Here is a 15,029-nt window from a genome sequence, read left to right as displayed (position 1 = left end):
GGCCCGCACCATCGGCTCCCCGGCGTGGCCGGGCGCGGATTCCGCGCGTACCGGCGCCGCGAGCGCTGCTGATACGCTCACGGATCACGACCGCCTGGCGCGCGGCGGCGGTGTGGCACGGTGGGAGCCCCTCGGCATGTCAGTGACGCCAGCCATCGACCTGCGCGGCATCGAGAAGAGCTTCGGTTCCGTGAAGGTCCTGCACGACGTCTCGTTCTCCGCCTACCCCGGCGAGATCACCGCACTGGTCGGCGACAACGGCGCCGGCAAGTCGACGCTGGTCAACTGCATCGGCGGCATCCACGCGTTCGACCGCGGCGAGTACCGGTTCCAGGGCGAGCGGGTGCGGATCTCCAGCCCGCGCGCCGCGGCCCGGCTCGGCATCGAGATCGTCCACCAGGACCTCGCGCTCTGCGAGAACCTCGACATCGTGCAGAACCTCTTCCTCGGCCGCGAGCGGCGCAGCGGGCCCGTCCTCGACGAGGACCTGATGGAGGAGACGGCGCGCGCCGCGCTGTCCGAGCTCGCCGTCCGCACGCTGGGCTCGGTCCGCCGCCGGGTCGCCACGCTGTCGGGCGGGCAGCGGCAGATCGTCGCCATCGCCCGCGCCGTCCTGCAGGACGCCAAGGTCGTCGTGCTGGACGAGCCGTCCGCCGCGCTCGGCATCGCGCAGAGCCAGCAGGTGCTGGAGTTCGTCCGGCGGCTCGCCGACAAGGGCCTCGCGGTGGTGCTGATCTCGCACAACATGAACGACGTCTTCGCGATCTCCGACCGGATCGCCGCGCTCTACCTCGGCCGGATGGTCGCCCAGGTGAGGACCGCCGACGTCACCCACCGGCAGGTCGTCGAGCTGATCACCTCGGGCACCGGGGGAGAGCTGGGGCTGCGCCGATGATGAAGGCGGGCCCGTCACAAGAGGACATCCGGCGGCACAACCTCGGCACCCTGCTGCGGTTCGTGCACCTGCGCGGCCCGGCGTCGCGGGCGACGCTGGCCGAGTCGCTCGGCCTCAACCGCAGCACGATCATGGCGCTGACGTCCGACCTCACCGCGGCCGGGCTCGTCCGCGAGGAGCTGCCGCGCGGTCCCGGGCGCCGCGCCGGGCGGCCGTCCCTGGTCGTCCGGCCCGAGTCCACCCGCGTGTACGTGCTGGCGTTCGAGGTCGGCGTCGACCGGCTCGTCGTCGCCCGCGTCGGCCTCGGCGGCGTCGTGCTGGACCGCCGGGAGGGCGTGCGGGCCCGCGACTCCGACCCCGCCGACCTGCTCGGCGTGCTCGTCGCGGGGGCCCGCTCGCTGGTCCGCAAGGCCGAGCGCGACGCCGTCTGCGTCGGCGCCGCCCTCGGGTTCCCCGGCACCGTCCGCCGCGCCGACGACACCATCATGTTCGGCCCGAACCTCGACGTCGGCGACCTGCGGCTCGGGGACGCGCTGTCGCGCCGCCTCGGCCTCGGCATCCCCGTCTCGGTGTGCAACGACGCCAACCTCGGCGCCCTCGCCGAGCACGAGCGCGGCGCCGGGGTGAGCTGCGACAACCTCATCTACCTGCACGGCGACGTCGGCGTCGGCGGCGGCATCATCGCGCACGGCCGGCTGCTCGGCGGCGACGAGGGCTTCGGCGGCGAGATCGGCCACATGATCATCAACCCGGGCGGGCGGCGCTGCGCGTGCGGCTCGAAGGGCTGCCTGGAGGCCGAGGTCGGCGAGCGGGCCCTGCTGCACCACGCGGGCCAGGAGGAGCACCCGGGGCAGTCGGGCCGGGACGCGGTCCGCGCCGTCCTCGCGTCCGCCGACGCGGGCGACATCGTGGCGCGGGAGGCGCTGCACCGGGTCGGCACCTGGCTCGGCGTCGGCGTGGCCAGCCTCGTCAACGTGTTCAACCCGGGCATGATCGTCTTCGGCGGGACGCTCCGCGACATCTACCTCGGCGCCGCGGCGCAGATCCGCAGCGTCCTCGCCACCGGCGCGCTCGCCGCGCCCCGGGAGAAGGTCAAGCTCCGCACGGCCGCGCTCGGTGACGACACCACCCTCGTCGGCGCCGCCGAGTTCGCCTTCGCCGAGGTGCTGTCCGACCCGGTCCAGGTGCTCACCAGGCTGCGGGCCCCTGAGGACAGCCCCGTCTGAGCGTCCCCGTCCGGCCTCCCGCTAGGGGCGCCGGGCCTCCGGAGCGTGCAGGGGCACCGTCGTGTACGGAGTGACGAACGCGAAGGCCGTCACGCCGTCCATCAGGAGACCGCCGGCGCCGGCGAGGCGCGACTTCAGGCGCTCGCCGAGGCGGGCGTGCTCGTGCAGGCCCGCCCACGCCAGCCAGCCGACCGCGACGACGGCCCAGTAGGACACCAGGCGGTACAGGCCCACGGCCGCGGCGGCGGGGGAGAGGGCCGCACCGAACGCCACCAGGGACGCCGCCATGCTGCCCTCGATCGCGCCGAGGCCGCCCGGCAGCAGCGGCAGCGCGCTGCCCGCGGCCTGGGCGGCGAAGTAGGTGAGCGCCACCCCGTTCGGGGAGACCTCGATCCCGACCGCGTTCGCCGCCGCGAGCAGCGCCAGGATGTCGAACACCCAGTTCAGCAGCGCGAGCGCGGCGAGCGCGGCCCAGTCGCGGCCGGTCGGGCGCAGCACGTCGCGGACGCCCGCCAGCCGCTCGGCGTACGGGGCGATCCGCGGATGGGCGACCGCCCACCGGTGGGCGCGGCGCAGCGGCGCCACCAGCAGGGTGCGCGCCCGCCGCCACAGCAGCGCCGGGACGAGCAGCACCGCGAGGGCCAGCGGGACGGCCAGCCCGGCCAGCGCCGGTCCGCGGGCGTGCGGGTCGGCGAGCAGCGCGAGCAGGCCCACCAGCGAGTAGGCGGAGGTGGTGATCACCCCGCCCACCAGGATCACCGCCGTCGCCAGGGGCGCCGACGCCCCGCCGCGGCGGAACTGCCGGAACGAGTAGACGACGCTCACCGCGGGGCCCGCCGGCAGCGTCGTGGACAGCGCGTTGCCCGCGTAGGTGATCGCGAACGCGCGGCGCAGCGTCATCCGCAGGCCGCCGACGCGCAGCAACCGGCGCTGGAGCCGGGCGAACGCGCCCATGGACCCCGCCACGCCCAGCACGACCAGGGTGAGCCAGCCCGGGTCGGCGTGCGCGGCGGCCGTCCAGATCGAGCCGAGGTCGGGCAGTTCGTCGCCGTAGAGGGGGAAGGCGGCGAGCGCTCCCAGGAGCAGCGCCCACTGGACGAGCAGGCCCGCCTTGCGCCGCCACCACGGGCGCTCCGCGGCCGCAGGGTCGTCCCGCTGGCCGGCGAGCGGGAACGGGGCATCGGCGTCCGCGTATGCGGGCTGGGCGGCCGCCGATGCGGACCGGGCGTGGGGAACAGGCGCCTCGGGGGCGGTCGGCGGCGGCCCGGAATCGGCCGGAGGGCGGACCGGTGCCGCGACTGTCTCATGCATGTCCCGGTCACCTCGCAAGCTCGCCCGCACAGCGCAACCTATGGCGCGCCTATGACATTCCCCTGGGTCCGGAAACGAACCGCAAAGAGACCCCTGCCACACGCGTCACCGGGCCGCGCCCCCGCGGACGGGCGGTCAGGGCCGGCGCGTCGGGTTGACGGCGTCGGATTCGGCGGCGGTGTTCGGGTGGGGGCGCTCGTCGTCGCCGTCCCGCGCGGTCTGCCGCTCGTACTCGGTGATGCCGAGCCCGTCCCGGCTCTGCTCGGGCTCCTCGATCACCAGGTCCTCGGGCGGGTCGTTGACGTACTCCTCGGTCAGGCCGATCTCCTCGTCCTGATCGTCGTCGCCCATGTCGTCGATGTCGTCGCGGAAGTCGCGTGTCTCACCGGGCCTGCGTGCCCTCATCCATTCCTCCCGGTTCGTCTGCTTTCTTGCTGATCGAACCGGTATCCCCGCTGACCGGGCCGTTACTCGTGACCCCGGCCGCCCTACCCATGGTCGCGGACTGCCCTACCCCCCGTCGCGGACCGCTCTATCCCCGGTCGCGGACGGCGACGAGCCCGCCGATCACGCCGATGTACGCGCTCCCGTTCGGGCCGATCGTGATGGGCGCCCAGTTGTTGTCGAACCACTTGCCCGTACCCGTGAGCACCTTGTAGACCGTCCTGCCCGTGTGGACGTCCACCGCCGTCAGGTACCAGGCGTCGATGAGGTCCCGCCGGGGCTCCTTCGTGTACAGGTACAGCAGCCCGTTCGGCACCGACACCTTCGGCACGGTGGAAGGCGAGCGCTCGGGGCTCGTCCAGACGGTCTCGCAGCCGTTCCCTCCGGGCTTCACGTCCACCCGGCTGACCCCGCCCGTGGACGACCCTCCCGCCGGGAGCTCGAAGAAGTTCCGGTAGCCGTAGTTGTTCTCGACGAACAGGCTGTCGCCGTAGCCGATGAGGGAGTTGTCCGTCGCGCCGGCACCGCTGCCGAACACGGGGATCTGGCAGACGAGCCCGCCGTCGGCCCGGCGCCGGACTATGACGTGCATGCGGTCGTCGGCGTTGTCGGTGATGGCCACATAGCCGTCACCGAAGAACGTCGGAGTCGTCCCCGAGCCCTGGTCGATCTGGCCGGGCTTGCGTCCGGTACCTCTGTCATAGGCACGGCGCCACACGATCGCCGGCATGCCGCTCGCGTCCGCCCTCATCTGGTACAGCGCGTGGTCGGAGACGATGGAGACGCCGTCCTCGGCGGCGGCGAAGGAGTTCTGGATGCTCTCCCCGGTCAGGCGCGTCATCCGGACGGTGCCCGACTCCGGGTCCACCGTGCCGACCCGCCCGTTCCGGGTGATCCACCAGATCAGGCCGCCCCAGTCCGGCCCGACCGCGGTGATCGGGTCGCACTCGCCCTTCGGCCACGGATTCGTCCACGTGGCGCAGTCATGGGGCAGGTGGCCGCTCAGGTCCCAGTCGTCGGTCACCGTGAAGCGCCATTTCCCGTCCGGCCCCTTCCCGTGCGCGAACCGGCGCAGGTGGAACGCCGAGTCGGCCAGGACGGCCCGGTCCTGCGGATCCAGGTAGTAGTACGCCCCGCCCGAGGTGTCGGTGAGCACCTTGTCGAGGCTCAGCGAGAACACCGCCTGGACGGTCGACGGCCTCGGCGGCAGGTCGTAGGTCGCGAGGTCCTTCAGCGTCCTCGGGTCGATCAGCCGCAGGACGAAGTTCTGCCCGCGCGTGCACTGCGCGACGATCAGGCCCGTCCGGCGCGCGAACGTCACCGTCGAGCACAGCCCCGGCAGGCCGCCGCCCTTCGCCTCGTTCAGCACCTCGGGATCGCGCCCGAGCGGACCGGGGAACGGGTAGGCGTCGGACGCGTAGCTGTCGGCGTGCATCGACGACGTCCCCACCGGGCCCTGGTGCGGGTTGGCCGGAACAGGCCGCCCGGCGAGCGGCCGCGGCGTCGCCGGCCCGCCCTCGTACGCCGGGACGAAGCCCCGTCCGGGCCCCTCCGGGACCGGGTCGGCCGCCGCGGGGGCCGCGAGGGCCGCGGCGAGGCCCGCGGCCAGGAGGGCGGCGATGAGGGGTCTGCGCATGGCGGGCTCCAAGACGGGACGTCGGCGGCCCGGTCGCGCCCTCCGGGTGATCCACAGCGTAAACGGTGATCGTCGATCGCGCCCGGATGGTTACCATCCGGTCATGGGCGTACAAGCAGTGATCTTCGACTGGGGCGGCACGCTGACCCCGTGGCACGATCTCGACCTCACCGACATGTGGCGCGCGATCTGCTCCGCCCACCTGCCGCCGGACGACGTCGAGAAGGCCGCCGCCGCGCTCGCCGGGGCCGAGCTTGAGCTGTGGCGGCGCGGCACCGAGGAGCACCGCAGCGCCACGCTCGCCGAGGCGTTCGAGATGGCCGGGGTGGAGCCCACCGAGGACCTCCTCGCCGCGCACTTCGAGACCTGGACCCCGCACACCCACACCGACCCCGCCGTCCCCGGCCTCTTCCACGCCCTCCGCGAGCGCGGCATCAAGATCGGCGTCCTGTCCAACACCATCTGGAGCCGCGAGTGGCACGAGCGCGTCTTCGCCCGCGACGACGTCCTCGGCCTGCTCGACGGCGCGGTCTACTCCAGCGAGATCCCCTGGACGAAACCGCACGCCGAGGCGTTCCGCGCCGCCATGGACGCCGTCGGCGCCACCGACCCCGCCTCCTGCGTCTTCGTCGGCGACCGCCCCTACGACGACATCCACGGCGCCAAGTCGGCCGGCCTGCGCGCCGTCCAGATCCGGCACCAGACCACCCACGCCTTCGAGCGCCCCGGCCTCACACCCCCCGACGCCCTCATCCACACCCTCGACGAGCTGCTCCCGCACGTGGAGCGCTGGTACTCCTGACCGGCGCGAGCACCGGAGCGCCGGCTGAACCGGCGGTGCCGGTCAGGGGCGGCGGGCGACGATCAGGTCGCGGCTGATGGCCTGGTCCACGCGGTGGCGGAAGCTCCGGTAGGCGTCGGAGTCCTGGACGTCCAGGCCGGCGCCCCGCAGGATCTCGGCGAGCTGCTCGCGGCGGCCGACGAAGGTGTTCCAGGAGATCCCGATGGCGCCGCCGGGGCGCAGCAGCCGCGCCCACTCGGGGACGGCCGCCGCCAGCAGGTCGACCGGGCTGCGCGACAGCTGCGGCTTCCCCTTGCGGCCCGGCTGCGCGCCTTTGGCCCTGCTGCCGTGCTGGACGCCGTACGGGGCGTCGGTGACGATCAGGTCGAACGAGGCGGGCCGGAAGAACTTGCCCGCGCCCACCGAGTCGGCGTTCACGACGGTGATCTCCATCGTCTCGCCGCTCTTGTAGCGCTCCTTGGACGCCCCCAGCGTCACGTGGAGGCGGCGCCCGAGGACGGCCTTCTCCCGCCGGATGCCGGCCGTCTCGGCCTGGTGCTTGACCCGGTTGTTCTTCAGCCAGGTCTTGATGAAGGCCGCGTAGGCGTCGAAGTCCTTGCCGTCGATGTCGATGCCGGCGGCGTCGAACCCGTACATCATGGCCTGGTTGAGGGTGGTGCCCCGACCGCACATGGGGTCCAGGACGCGGGGGCGGCCGTCCACCAGGTCCATGGGCGAGTCCATCGCCATCGCGGTGACGTTCAGCAGCAGCTTGGTGAAGTACTCGTTCGTCTTGCCGGAGTACTTCTGGATGGTCAGCAGATCGCTGCCGAACAGGTCGAGGGGCTGGAGCGTGACCGGCCGGAGCAGCTCGCCCTCGATCTGGAACAGCGCGTAGAGCCCCGACAGGTTCGACAGCAGGCGGACGTCCCGCTCCGTCAGCTCGTCGGCGGAGAACGTGATGTAGGGGACGCCGCCCATGGCCGTCTCACGGATGTCGCTCAGGCGCCCGTCCAGGGCCCGCTCGCTGAACACGGTCAGCTCCGCCTTCAGCAGGTCGGCGGCGGCCTGGGCGTAGACGCGGTTGTGCGAAGGGGTGACGAGGAGGCCGTACGCGGTCATTCGCAGAACCCTATTGGAAGGTCGGAGCGGAGACCGCCCGGACGACGCCCCGGCGGTCTCCGCACCGCCCTTGCGGGTCGCTCCCGCCGGTCAGGCCGCCCGCGCGGGACGTTCCTCCCGCGCGGGGTCGTCGGCGGTGCCGTCCGGAGCGGCTGGCAGCGCCCGTGCGGTTTCGTCCGCTCCCGCCCGTGCGGCATCGCCCGGCTCCTCAGCGGCGGGCAGCGCCCGCGCGCTCTCGTCCGGGCCCTCGGCCGCGGGCAGGTCCGGAAGGTGCCGCGCGGCCGCGGTCAGCAGCTCCTGCACCCGGGCCTTCAGGCTCGCGAGATCGGCCCGCGCCACGTCCGCCTGCGCCTGGGCGATGCGTGCCTGGCGCCGCGCGGCGTCGCGCTCGGCCGCGAGCCGGTCGAGCTGTTCGCGGTAGGTGTCCCGCAGCTCGTCGAGGGCGGTCCGCCCGCCCTCCCGCGGAGTGGTGGTCACGTCTGGGCTCCTCCCCCGAGTCGTCCCTGCAGCGGGATCAACGCGATCGGTGCCGCGCTTCGTTCCCGCCGTGCGCAAGATCACTCACCCGGTTCGGGGCGGGGCGCGAGGGCCGCCGGCGGCAGCCCGGGGAACGCCTCCGCCGGCGGAGCGGCGCCCGCCCGCGCGCGCCAGCGGGCCGACCGCGCCATCGCCCGCTGCGCGCTGTCGGCGGCGAACGCCCGCAGGTCGGGGGCGGAGAGGCCGGCGAGGCCGACGTAGGCGGCGGCGAGGCCGTCCTCCAGCGCCGAGGCGAGCCGGGCGGCGCTGCGGGCGTCGGTGACCTGGACGGGCAGCCGGTACGCGGCCGCCGCCGGATCGGGATCGCCGGACAAAATCGACACCAGTTCGTCCCGCTGCGCCCGGTGGTCGTTCCACATGTCCTTCGCGGTCTGCCGCAGCGTCCCGCGCAGCCGGGCGCCGAGCACCCCGTACCCGTACACGGCCGCGTGCTCGGCGGACAGCGCCGTCCGGACGGCCTCCGCGCCGGACGTCGAGCGGACGGCCGGAACCTCCCCTTCGACCGTCCTGGCATGGCCCGCTTCGCACGCGCCGATGCTCGCGACCAGCTGCGCCAGCGCCGGGCCCGCCTTGGCGGCATCGGCCGTCCGCGCGCTCGCCGCGTCCACCTCGGCGTCGCGCAGGAAGGCGAGCGCTCGCGCGGCGCCCGCCGGGACCGGGGGAGCGGGACCGGCGGACGGCATGGCGCCGCCCTCGTCCGCCCTGTCGCCCGAACCGGGCACGTAGTGCCGCCGGAGCACCTCGAGGTGCCGGCGGTGGTGCGCGAGGGCCGGTTCGAGCCGGTCCGCCGGCGCGGCGCCCGCGGACCGCACCGCCTCGTAGGCCGCGATCAGGTGCTGCTCGGACGCCATCGCGGCGACCAGCACCGCGACGTCGGTACGCCCGGCCGGGGACGACGCCGACGACTCCGCGGCACAGCCCGCCAGCCACGGCAGCAGCAGCGCGCCGCCGCCGATCGCCGCGCCCAGCACGGCCCCCCGCCGCAGCAGGGCGCGCCGCGACATCGCCGCCGCGGGCGGGAACGTCCCCTCGGGCGAGCGCGGCAGGGCGTTCGGCAAGGGAGTCTCCTCACCCGGTGGCGTGGTGGTGGCGGCCCGCCGCGGTCGCGGTTGCGGTCACGCTCCCCGGACACGTCCATCGGGCCAGCTCAAGCATTCCATATCCGCCGCGCCGGTGAGCCTCCGGAAAGACCGACGCGGTCCTCCGCTGTCGATACCCTTGAGATGTCGACGGACTTACGGCGGCATCCGCGATCGCAGGCGTGACAACAGAGGGAACACGAGGAGGGCCCATGAGCGTCGAGTCCAGCGGTGGCCGCGCTCAGGGCGGGCGCGGCCCCGGCAGGCGCGCCGACGCCTCCGGGCGCCCCACGCGCGACACCGCCATCGCCCGGCTGACCCGGCTGGTCGCGCCCGCCGTCGAAGAGGCGGGCCTCGACCTGGAGGAGGTCGACGTGCGCCCGGCCGGGCGCCGCCGGCTCGTGAAGATCGTGGTGGACGGCGACGACGGGGTCGACCTCGACGCCGTCGCCCGGGTGAGCGAGGCCGCGTCCCGGCTGCTCGACGAGTCCGACGTGATGGGGACCTCGCCCTACGTGCTGGAGGTGACCTCGCCCGGCGTCGACCGACCCCTCACCGAGCCGAGGCACTGGCGCCGCGCCGTCGGCCGGCTGGTCGTCGCTCCGCTGGCCGAGGGCGGCCAGGTCGAGGGCCGCGTGGTCGCGGCCGACGACGGCGGCGTCGAGATCGACGTCGTCCAGAAGCGGCGCGGCAAGGGAGCCGGGACGCAGACCGCGCGGCGCAGGTTCGGCCTCGACGAGCTGGGGCGCGGCCGGGTCCAGGTGGAGTTCAAGCCCCTGGAGCGGACGGCCGACGATAAGCGTTCTCCGGCTGAGCCGGACTAGAGGGGGGAACCTCGTGGACATCGACATGACCGCCCTGCGGGGCCTGGAGAGCGAGAAGGACATCTCGCTCGACGTGGCCGTCAAGGCCATCGAAGACGCCCTGCTGATCGCCTACCACCGGACGGAGGGCGCGGCGCCGAAGGCGCGCGTCGAGCTGGACCGGCAGAGCGGGCACGTGACCGTCTGGGCGACCGAGACCGACGAGGAGGGCAACGACCTCCTCGAGTACGACGACACCCCGACCGGTTTCGGCCGCATCGCGGCGACCACGGCCAAGCAGGTGATCCTGCAGCGGCTGCGCGACGCCGAGGACGAGCTGACCTTCGGCGAGTACGCCGGCCGCGAGGGCGACATCGTCAGCGGCATCATCCAGCAGGGCAAGGACCCGCGGAACGTGCTGGTCGACCTCGGCCGGATCGAGGCCGTCCTGCCCCCGCAGGAGCAGGTGCCCGGCGAGCGCTACGAGCACGGCGAGCGGCTGCGCGCCTACGTGGTGCAGGTCCGCAAGGGCCACCGGGGCCCGTCGGTGCAGCTGTCGCGCACGCACCCGAACCTCGTCCGCAAGCTGTTCGCGCTGGAGGTCCCGGAGATCGCCGACGGCACCGTGGAGATCGCCGCGATCGCCCGCGAGGCCGGCCACCGCACCAAGATCGCGGTGCGCTCGCGCAAGTCCGGCGTGAACGCCAAGGGCGCCTGCATCGGCCCGCTCGGCGGCCGGGTCCGCAACGTGATGGCCGAGCTGCACGGCGAGAAGATCGACATCGTCGACTGGTCGGACGACCCCGCCGAGCTCGTCGGGAATGCGCTGTCGCCCGCGCGGGTTTCCCATGTCGAGGTCGTCGACCCCGACGCCCGGGTCGCCCGGGTGATCGTCCCCGACTACCAGCTGTCCCTCGCCATCGGCAAGGAGGGGCAGAACGCGCGGCTCGCGGCCCGGCTGACCGGCTGGCGGATCGACATCCGGTCCGACACCGAGCCGGTGCGGCCCCCCGCGGAGTCCGCCGAGCCCGGCCAAACCGGATCTTCTACGTCAGGAGAGCATGCGACAGGCCCCGCGGACGCCTCGGCGCGGTAGACTCATGAAGCGTGGCCGGGCGGCCCCTGTTCGCACGTGTGTGGGCTGCCGGGTTCGCACGGCCAAGTCCGGCCTGCTGCGCCTGGTGGTGGTCGAGGGCGTCATCGTCCCCGACCCTCGTGGGCGGCTGCCGGGACGGGGTGCGCATCTGCACCCCGACCTGGAGTGTCTCGAGCTCGCAGAGCGGCGTCGGGCGTTCCCGCGGGCGTTCCGCCTGCCGGGTCCGCTCGGCACTGATGTGCTGCGGGCACGGCTTGCGGCGCACGCCGCGCGGCAGCAGGATGGCCGAAGTGAAAGCGACGTCTAGTCGGAAGCAGGTCGAGATTGCTATGAGCGCTCGATGAGCACGCCGCGATGAGTACGGCAAGTTAGCGACGGTCCGGAGGCCGCACCCCCGGACCGAGTAGGGAGTGCAGTGGCGAAGGTCCGGGTTTACGAGCTCGCCAAGGAGTTCGGTGTAGAGAGCAAGGTCGTCATGGCCAAGCTCCAGGAAATGGGCGAGTTCGTACGTTCGGCGTCCTCCACGATCGAGGCGCCGGTCGTTCGCAGGCTCACAGAAGCCTTCTCAAGTTCTTCGTCCCCCAAGCAGGGGGACAAGCGGGGCGCGCCGAAGCGACCTTCGGGTCCGCGTCCCGCCGCGCCGCGTCCGGGTCCGCCCGGCGGCGGCGCCTCCGACGGGCAGGGAGCGCGCCCGCAGGCCCCCCGGCCCGCCGCGCCGCGCCCGCCCGCGCCCAAGCCGGGTCCGACCGGACCCGGCGGCCAGGGCGGCGCGCCCAAGCCGGGCCCGCGCCCGCCCGTCCCGCCGGCGCCGAGCACGCCGGTGAACGCGCCCGCGGCGCAGGGCCCGAGCGCCCCGCCCGCGGCGGGCCCCGCGGCCGGCAACGGCGCGGGCACCCGCGCCCCGGGCGGCCCGAAGCCGGGTCCCCGCGCGCCCAAGCCGGGCCCGCGTCCCGGCCCGCGCCAGGGCGGCGGAGGCGGCGGCCGGCCGCGTCCGGGCAACAACCCGTTCAGCTCGACCAACACCGGCATGGGCCAGGCGCCCAAGCCGGGCCCGCGTCCCGGTCCGCGTCCGGGCGGCGACCGTCCGGGCGGCGACCGTCCCGGCGGCGGTCCCGCCGGCGGCCCGCGTCCCGGCGGCCGCAGCGGCGCGCCCGGTGCGGGCGGCCCGCGGCCGAGCCCGGGGAGCATGCCGCCCCGGCCGGGCGGCCCGCGGCCGAGCCCGATGAACATGCCGTCCTCGCGGCCTGCCGGCGCCCCCGGGCGCGGCGGTCCCGGTGGCGGCGGCCGCGGTCCCGGTGGTGGCGGCGGCCGTCCGGGTGGCGGCGGCCGCGGTCCCGGTGGTGGCGGCCGTCCCGGCGGTGGCGGCGGCTTCGGCGGCCCGCGCGCGGGCGGCGGCGGCCGTCCCGGCGGCGGCTTCGGCGGACCCCGCCCGGGTGGCGGCGGTCGCGGCCGCGGCGGCACGCAGGGCGCGTTCGGACGTCCCGGGGGCCGGCCGGCCCGCGGGCGCAAGTCGAAGCGCGCGCGCCGTCAAGAGTTCGAGAACATGCAGGCGCCCGCCGCCGGCGGTGTCTCGGCTCCGCGCGGCAACGGCAAGACCATCCGGCTGCCGCAGGGCGCGACCCTGACCGACTTCGCCGAGAAGATCGGCGCCAACCCGGCGTCGCTCGTCGCGATCATGATGCATCTCGGCAAGATGGTCACCGCGACCCAGTCGGTCGACCCCGACGACCTCATGGCGCTCGGGCTCGAGCTGGACTTCGACGTCCAGGTCGTCAGCCCCGAGGACGAGGACCGCGCGCTGCTCGAGTCGTTCGACATCGAGTACGGCGAGGACGAGGGCGGCGAGGAGAACCTCCAGCCGCGTCCGCCGGTGGTCACCGTCATGGGCCACGTCGACCACGGTAAGACCAAGCTGCTGGACGCCGTCCGGCACGCCAACGTGCAGGCGGGCGAGGCCGGCGGCATCACCCAGCACATCGGCGCCTACCAGGTCGAGACCGAGGTCGACGGCGAGGAGCGCAAGATCACCTTCATCGACACCCCGGGCCACGAGGCGTTCACCGCCATGCGCGCCCGCGGTGCCGACACCACCGACCTGGTGGTGCTGGTGGTCGCCGCGGACGACGGCGTCAAGCCGCAGACCACCGAGGCGATCGACCACGCCACCGCGGCCGGGGTGCCGATCGTCGTCGCGGTCAACAAGATCGACGTCGAGGGCGCGGACCCGAACCGCGTGCGCGCGCAGCTGACCGAGTACGGCCTGGTCGCCGAGGAGTTCGGCGGTCAGACGCAGTTCGTCGACGTGTCCGCCAAGCAGGGCACCAACATCGACGGGCTGCTGGAGGCGATCATCCTGACCGCCGACGCCGAGCTCGACCTGAAGGCCAACCCCGACATGCCCGCCCAGGGCTCGGCCATCGAGGCCCACCTGGACAAGGGCCGGGGCGCCGTGGCGACCGTGCTGGTGCAGCGCGGCACGCTGCGGGTCGGCGACTCGATCGTCTGCGGTGTGGCCAACGGCCGCGTCCGGGCGATGCTCGACGAGAACGGCAACAACCTCGAGGAGGCGGGCCCGTCCCGTCCGGTGATGGTGCTCGGCCTCGCGGCCGTGCCCGGCGCGGGCGACAACTTCCTGGTCGTCGACGACGACCGGATCGCCCGGCAGATCGCCGACAAGCGGGTGGCCCGCAAGCGCAACGCCGAGCTGCTCAAGAGTCGCAAGAGCAGCTCCCTGGAAGAGCTGTTCAAGGACTTCCAGGAGGGCAAGCGCCAGGAGCTGCTGCTCATCCTCAAGGGCGACGTGTCCGGTTCCGTCGAGGCGCTGGAGGACTCCCTCCTCAAGATCGACGTCGGCGAGGAGGTCAGCCTGCGGATCATCCGGCGCGGTGTCGGCGCGATCACGCAGGACGACGTCAACCTGTCGCTGGCGTCCGAGGAGGGCGCGGTCATCATCGGCTTCAACGTGCGGCCGGAGCGCAACGCGCAGGAGCTGGCCGACCGCGAGGGCGTCGACATCCGGTACTACTCGGTCATCTACCAGGCGATCGAGGAGATCGAGGCGGCCCTCAAGGGCATGCTCAAGCCGGAGTTCGAGGAGGCCCAGCTCGGTACCGCGGAGGTCCGCGAGATCTTCAAGGTGCCGCGGATCGGCAACGTGGCCGGCTCGATGGTCACCTCGGGGATCATCCAGCGCAACGCCAAGGCCCGCCTCGTCCGCGACGGCGTCGTGGTCGCCGACAACCTCACGGTGTCGTCGCTGCGCCGCTTCAAGGACGACGCGACCGAGGTCCGCGAGGGCTTCGAGTGCGGCATCGGCGTCGGCTACAACGACATCAAGCTCGGCGATGTCATCGAGTGCTTCGAGATGCGGGAGAAGCCCCGCGTCTGAGGCCCGGCGGCCCGCCCGCGCGGCCCCGCCCTCCGGGCGCGGGCCGGGCGGGCGGCCGGCTCGTCGCCGATGATCGTTAAATCGGATGACAGGACGCCAGGCGGATCTTCTAGCCTGGCGTCCGTCATGTCCGGCCCCGTCCGCCCGCCCGGCGGCGCGGGCCGGGAACCCGGCGGGTGATCCCCGTCGTTCCAACCAGACAGATCCCGAGGTGATCGACCAGGTGTACGTGGGTGCGCTGACGCTCGACCTGCTGCTGGGGGACGTCCGCTCGCTGAAGCAGAAGCGGTCCGTCGTCCGGCCCATCATCGCCGAGGTGCACAAGCACTTCCCGGCGGTGGCCGTCGCCGAGACCGGCGGCAACGACCTGCACCGCAGGGCGGAGATCGGGGTGGCGGTGGTCTCGGGCACCGCCGCGAACTGCACCCAGGTGCTCGACCAGTGCGAACGCCTGGTGGCCGGACGGCCGGAGATCGAACTGCTGTCCGCCCGCCAGCGGATCTTCCACGACGAAGACTGAACGGCGTCCGGAACGGAGCGCCAGCGGAGTGGAGGACGACGCTCAGTCTCCCGTTCGGGGGTGTGGGGGTCGTCCCCCACAAATGAGCCCGACTGCACTGGGGTTCGGCGGCGGGGGAGTGTGGGGGTGGCCCCACAATGGAACTCCGGCGCCGGCGCCGGACCACAGCGGGGTCGGCAGACCATAGAAAG

14 protein-coding genes are annotated in these 15,029 nt (G+C 74.0%); 8 read left to right on the top strand and 6 right to left on the bottom strand.

The genetic code is table 11. The features are described 5' to 3' along the window. The first annotated feature begins 136 nt into the window (after window positions 1-136). Complete coding sequence (locus tag CHF16_RS04730; RefSeq protein ID WP_089324889.1) at window positions 137-895, top strand: ATP-binding cassette domain-containing protein; 759 nt, start codon at window positions 137-139, stop codon at window positions 893-895. Continuing rightward, window positions 895-2,121 (top strand): ROK family transcriptional regulator, encoded by a 1,227-nt coding sequence (locus CHF16_RS04725; RefSeq protein ID WP_089324662.1) that lies wholly within the window; start codon window positions 895-897, stop codon window positions 2,119-2,121. Before CHF16_RS04730 ends, CHF16_RS04725 begins: the two co-directional genes overlap by 1 nt. Before the next feature lie 21 nt (window positions 2,122-2,142). Here CHF16_RS04725 and CHF16_RS04720 read toward each other — a convergent pair whose 3' ends face one another. The 3 genes from CHF16_RS04720 to CHF16_RS04710 form a co-directional block, all read right to left on the bottom strand. Continuing rightward, window positions 2,143-3,432, bottom strand: coding sequence for a lysylphosphatidylglycerol synthase transmembrane domain-containing protein (locus CHF16_RS04720; RefSeq protein WP_089324661.1), 1,290 nt, complete (start codon window positions 3,430-3,432; stop codon window positions 2,143-2,145). A gap of 135 nt (window positions 3,433-3,567) precedes the next feature. Beyond that, the gene (locus tag CHF16_RS04715) at window positions 3,568-3,837 is read right to left on the bottom strand and encodes a hypothetical protein (RefSeq protein WP_089324660.1); all 270 of its coding nucleotides are present in this window, start codon (window positions 3,835-3,837) and stop codon (window positions 3,568-3,570) included. 127 nt (window positions 3,838-3,964) lie between these two features. Beyond that, on the bottom strand, window positions 3,965-5,512 hold the full coding sequence (locus CHF16_RS04710; protein WP_089324888.1) for a PQQ-binding-like beta-propeller repeat protein: 1,548 nt from the start codon (window positions 5,510-5,512) through the stop codon (window positions 3,965-3,967). A gap of 103 nt (window positions 5,513-5,615) precedes the next feature. Between CHF16_RS04710 and CHF16_RS04705 the strand changes: the two genes are divergently transcribed. Continuing rightward, window positions 5,616-6,314 carry an HAD family hydrolase gene (locus tag CHF16_RS04705; RefSeq protein WP_089324659.1) on the top strand — a complete coding sequence of 233 codons (699 nt, stop codon included), beginning with the start codon at window positions 5,616-5,618 and terminating at the stop codon, window positions 6,312-6,314. Window positions 6,315-6,356: 42 nt separating this feature from the next. Here the strand turns inward: CHF16_RS04705 and CHF16_RS04700 are convergent, their stop codons facing one another. From CHF16_RS04700 to CHF16_RS41215, 3 genes are all read right to left on the bottom strand, one after another. After that, a complete protein-coding gene (locus CHF16_RS04700; RefSeq protein ID WP_089324658.1) occupies window positions 6,357-7,415 on the bottom strand; it encodes a TRM11 family SAM-dependent methyltransferase in 1,059 nt (352 codons plus the stop codon). Window positions 7,416-7,505: 90 nt separating this feature from the next. Continuing rightward, window positions 7,506-7,892: a hypothetical protein gene (locus CHF16_RS04695; protein ID WP_089324657.1), complete on the bottom strand. Its 387-nt coding sequence runs from the start codon at window positions 7,890-7,892 to the stop codon at window positions 7,506-7,508. 80 nt (window positions 7,893-7,972) lie between these two features. Then, window positions 7,973-9,010 (bottom strand): ferritin-like domain-containing protein, encoded by a 1,038-nt coding sequence (locus tag CHF16_RS41215; protein ID WP_245868218.1) that lies wholly within the window; start codon window positions 9,008-9,010, stop codon window positions 7,973-7,975. A 233-nt stretch (window positions 9,011-9,243) separates the two neighbouring features. Between CHF16_RS41215 and rimP the strand changes: the two genes are divergently transcribed. The 5 genes from rimP (at window position 9,244) to CHF16_RS04665 (ending at window position 14,838) form a co-directional block, all read left to right on the top strand. Further along, on the top strand, window positions 9,244-9,855 hold the full coding sequence (gene rimP / locus CHF16_RS04685) for a ribosome maturation factor RimP (RefSeq protein ID WP_089324656.1): 612 nt from the start codon (window positions 9,244-9,246) through the stop codon (window positions 9,853-9,855). Between the two features lie 25 nt (window positions 9,856-9,880). Further along, a complete protein-coding gene (gene nusA / locus CHF16_RS04680; RefSeq protein ID WP_218826535.1) occupies window positions 9,881-10,930 on the top strand; it encodes a transcription termination factor NusA in 1,050 nt (349 codons plus the stop codon). Continuing rightward, window positions 10,896-11,237 (top strand): YlxR family protein, encoded by a 342-nt coding sequence (locus tag CHF16_RS04675; RefSeq protein WP_342750073.1) that lies wholly within the window; start codon window positions 10,896-10,898, stop codon window positions 11,235-11,237. Before nusA ends, CHF16_RS04675 begins: the two co-directional genes overlap by 35 nt. Before the next feature lie 108 nt (window positions 11,238-11,345). Then, window positions 11,346-14,318, top strand: a complete 2,973-nt coding sequence (infB, locus tag CHF16_RS04670; protein WP_089324654.1) for a translation initiation factor IF-2 — start codon at window positions 11,346-11,348, stop codon at window positions 14,316-14,318. Between the two features lie 211 nt (window positions 14,319-14,529). Then, window positions 14,530-14,838 carry a DUF503 domain-containing protein gene (locus tag CHF16_RS04665; protein WP_245868217.1) on the top strand — a complete coding sequence of 103 codons (309 nt, stop codon included), beginning with the start codon at window positions 14,530-14,532 and terminating at the stop codon, window positions 14,836-14,838. Window positions 14,839-15,029: the final 191 nt, after the last annotated feature.

The sequence above is a fragment of the Actinomadura meyerae genome (assembly GCF_900188445.1).
Classification (GTDB): Bacteria; Actinomycetota; Actinomycetes; order Streptosporangiales; family Streptosporangiaceae; genus Spirillospora; species Spirillospora meyerae.
This window is presented reverse-complemented; position numbering and strand designations above follow the sequence as displayed.

What these genes read in the sequence shown, in the direction of transcription:
- CHF16_RS04730 (WP_089324889.1), top strand. Translation starts at nt 137, where the DNA reads ATGTCAGTGACGCCAGCCATCGACCTGCGCGGCATCGAGAAGAGCTTC.
- CHF16_RS04725 (WP_089324662.1), top strand. Translation starts at nt 895, where the DNA reads ATGAAGGCGGGCCCGTCACAAGAGGACATCCGGCGGCACAACCTCGGC.
- CHF16_RS04720 (WP_089324661.1), bottom strand. Translation starts at nt 3,432, where the DNA reads ATGCATGAGACAGTCGCGGCACCGGTCCGCCCTCCGGCCGATTCCGGG.
- CHF16_RS04715 (WP_089324660.1), bottom strand. Translation starts at nt 3,837, where the DNA reads ATGAGGGCACGCAGGCCCGGTGAGACACGCGACTTCCGCGACGACATC.
- CHF16_RS04710 (WP_089324888.1), bottom strand. Translation starts at nt 5,512, where the DNA reads ATGCGCAGACCCCTCATCGCCGCCCTCCTGGCCGCGGGCCTCGCCGCG.
- CHF16_RS04705 (WP_089324659.1), top strand. Translation starts at nt 5,616, where the DNA reads ATGGGCGTACAAGCAGTGATCTTCGACTGGGGCGGCACGCTGACCCCG.
- CHF16_RS04700 (WP_089324658.1), bottom strand. Translation starts at nt 7,415, where the DNA reads ATGACCGCGTACGGCCTCCTCGTCACCCCTTCGCACAACCGCGTCTAC.
- rimP (WP_089324656.1), top strand. Translation starts at nt 9,244, where the DNA reads ATGAGCGTCGAGTCCAGCGGTGGCCGCGCTCAGGGCGGGCGCGGCCCC.
- nusA (WP_218826535.1), top strand. Translation starts at nt 9,881, where the DNA reads ATGACCGCCCTGCGGGGCCTGGAGAGCGAGAAGGACATCTCGCTCGAC.
- CHF16_RS04675 (WP_342750073.1), top strand. Translation starts at nt 10,896, where the DNA reads ATGCGACAGGCCCCGCGGACGCCTCGGCGCGGTAGACTCATGAAGCGT.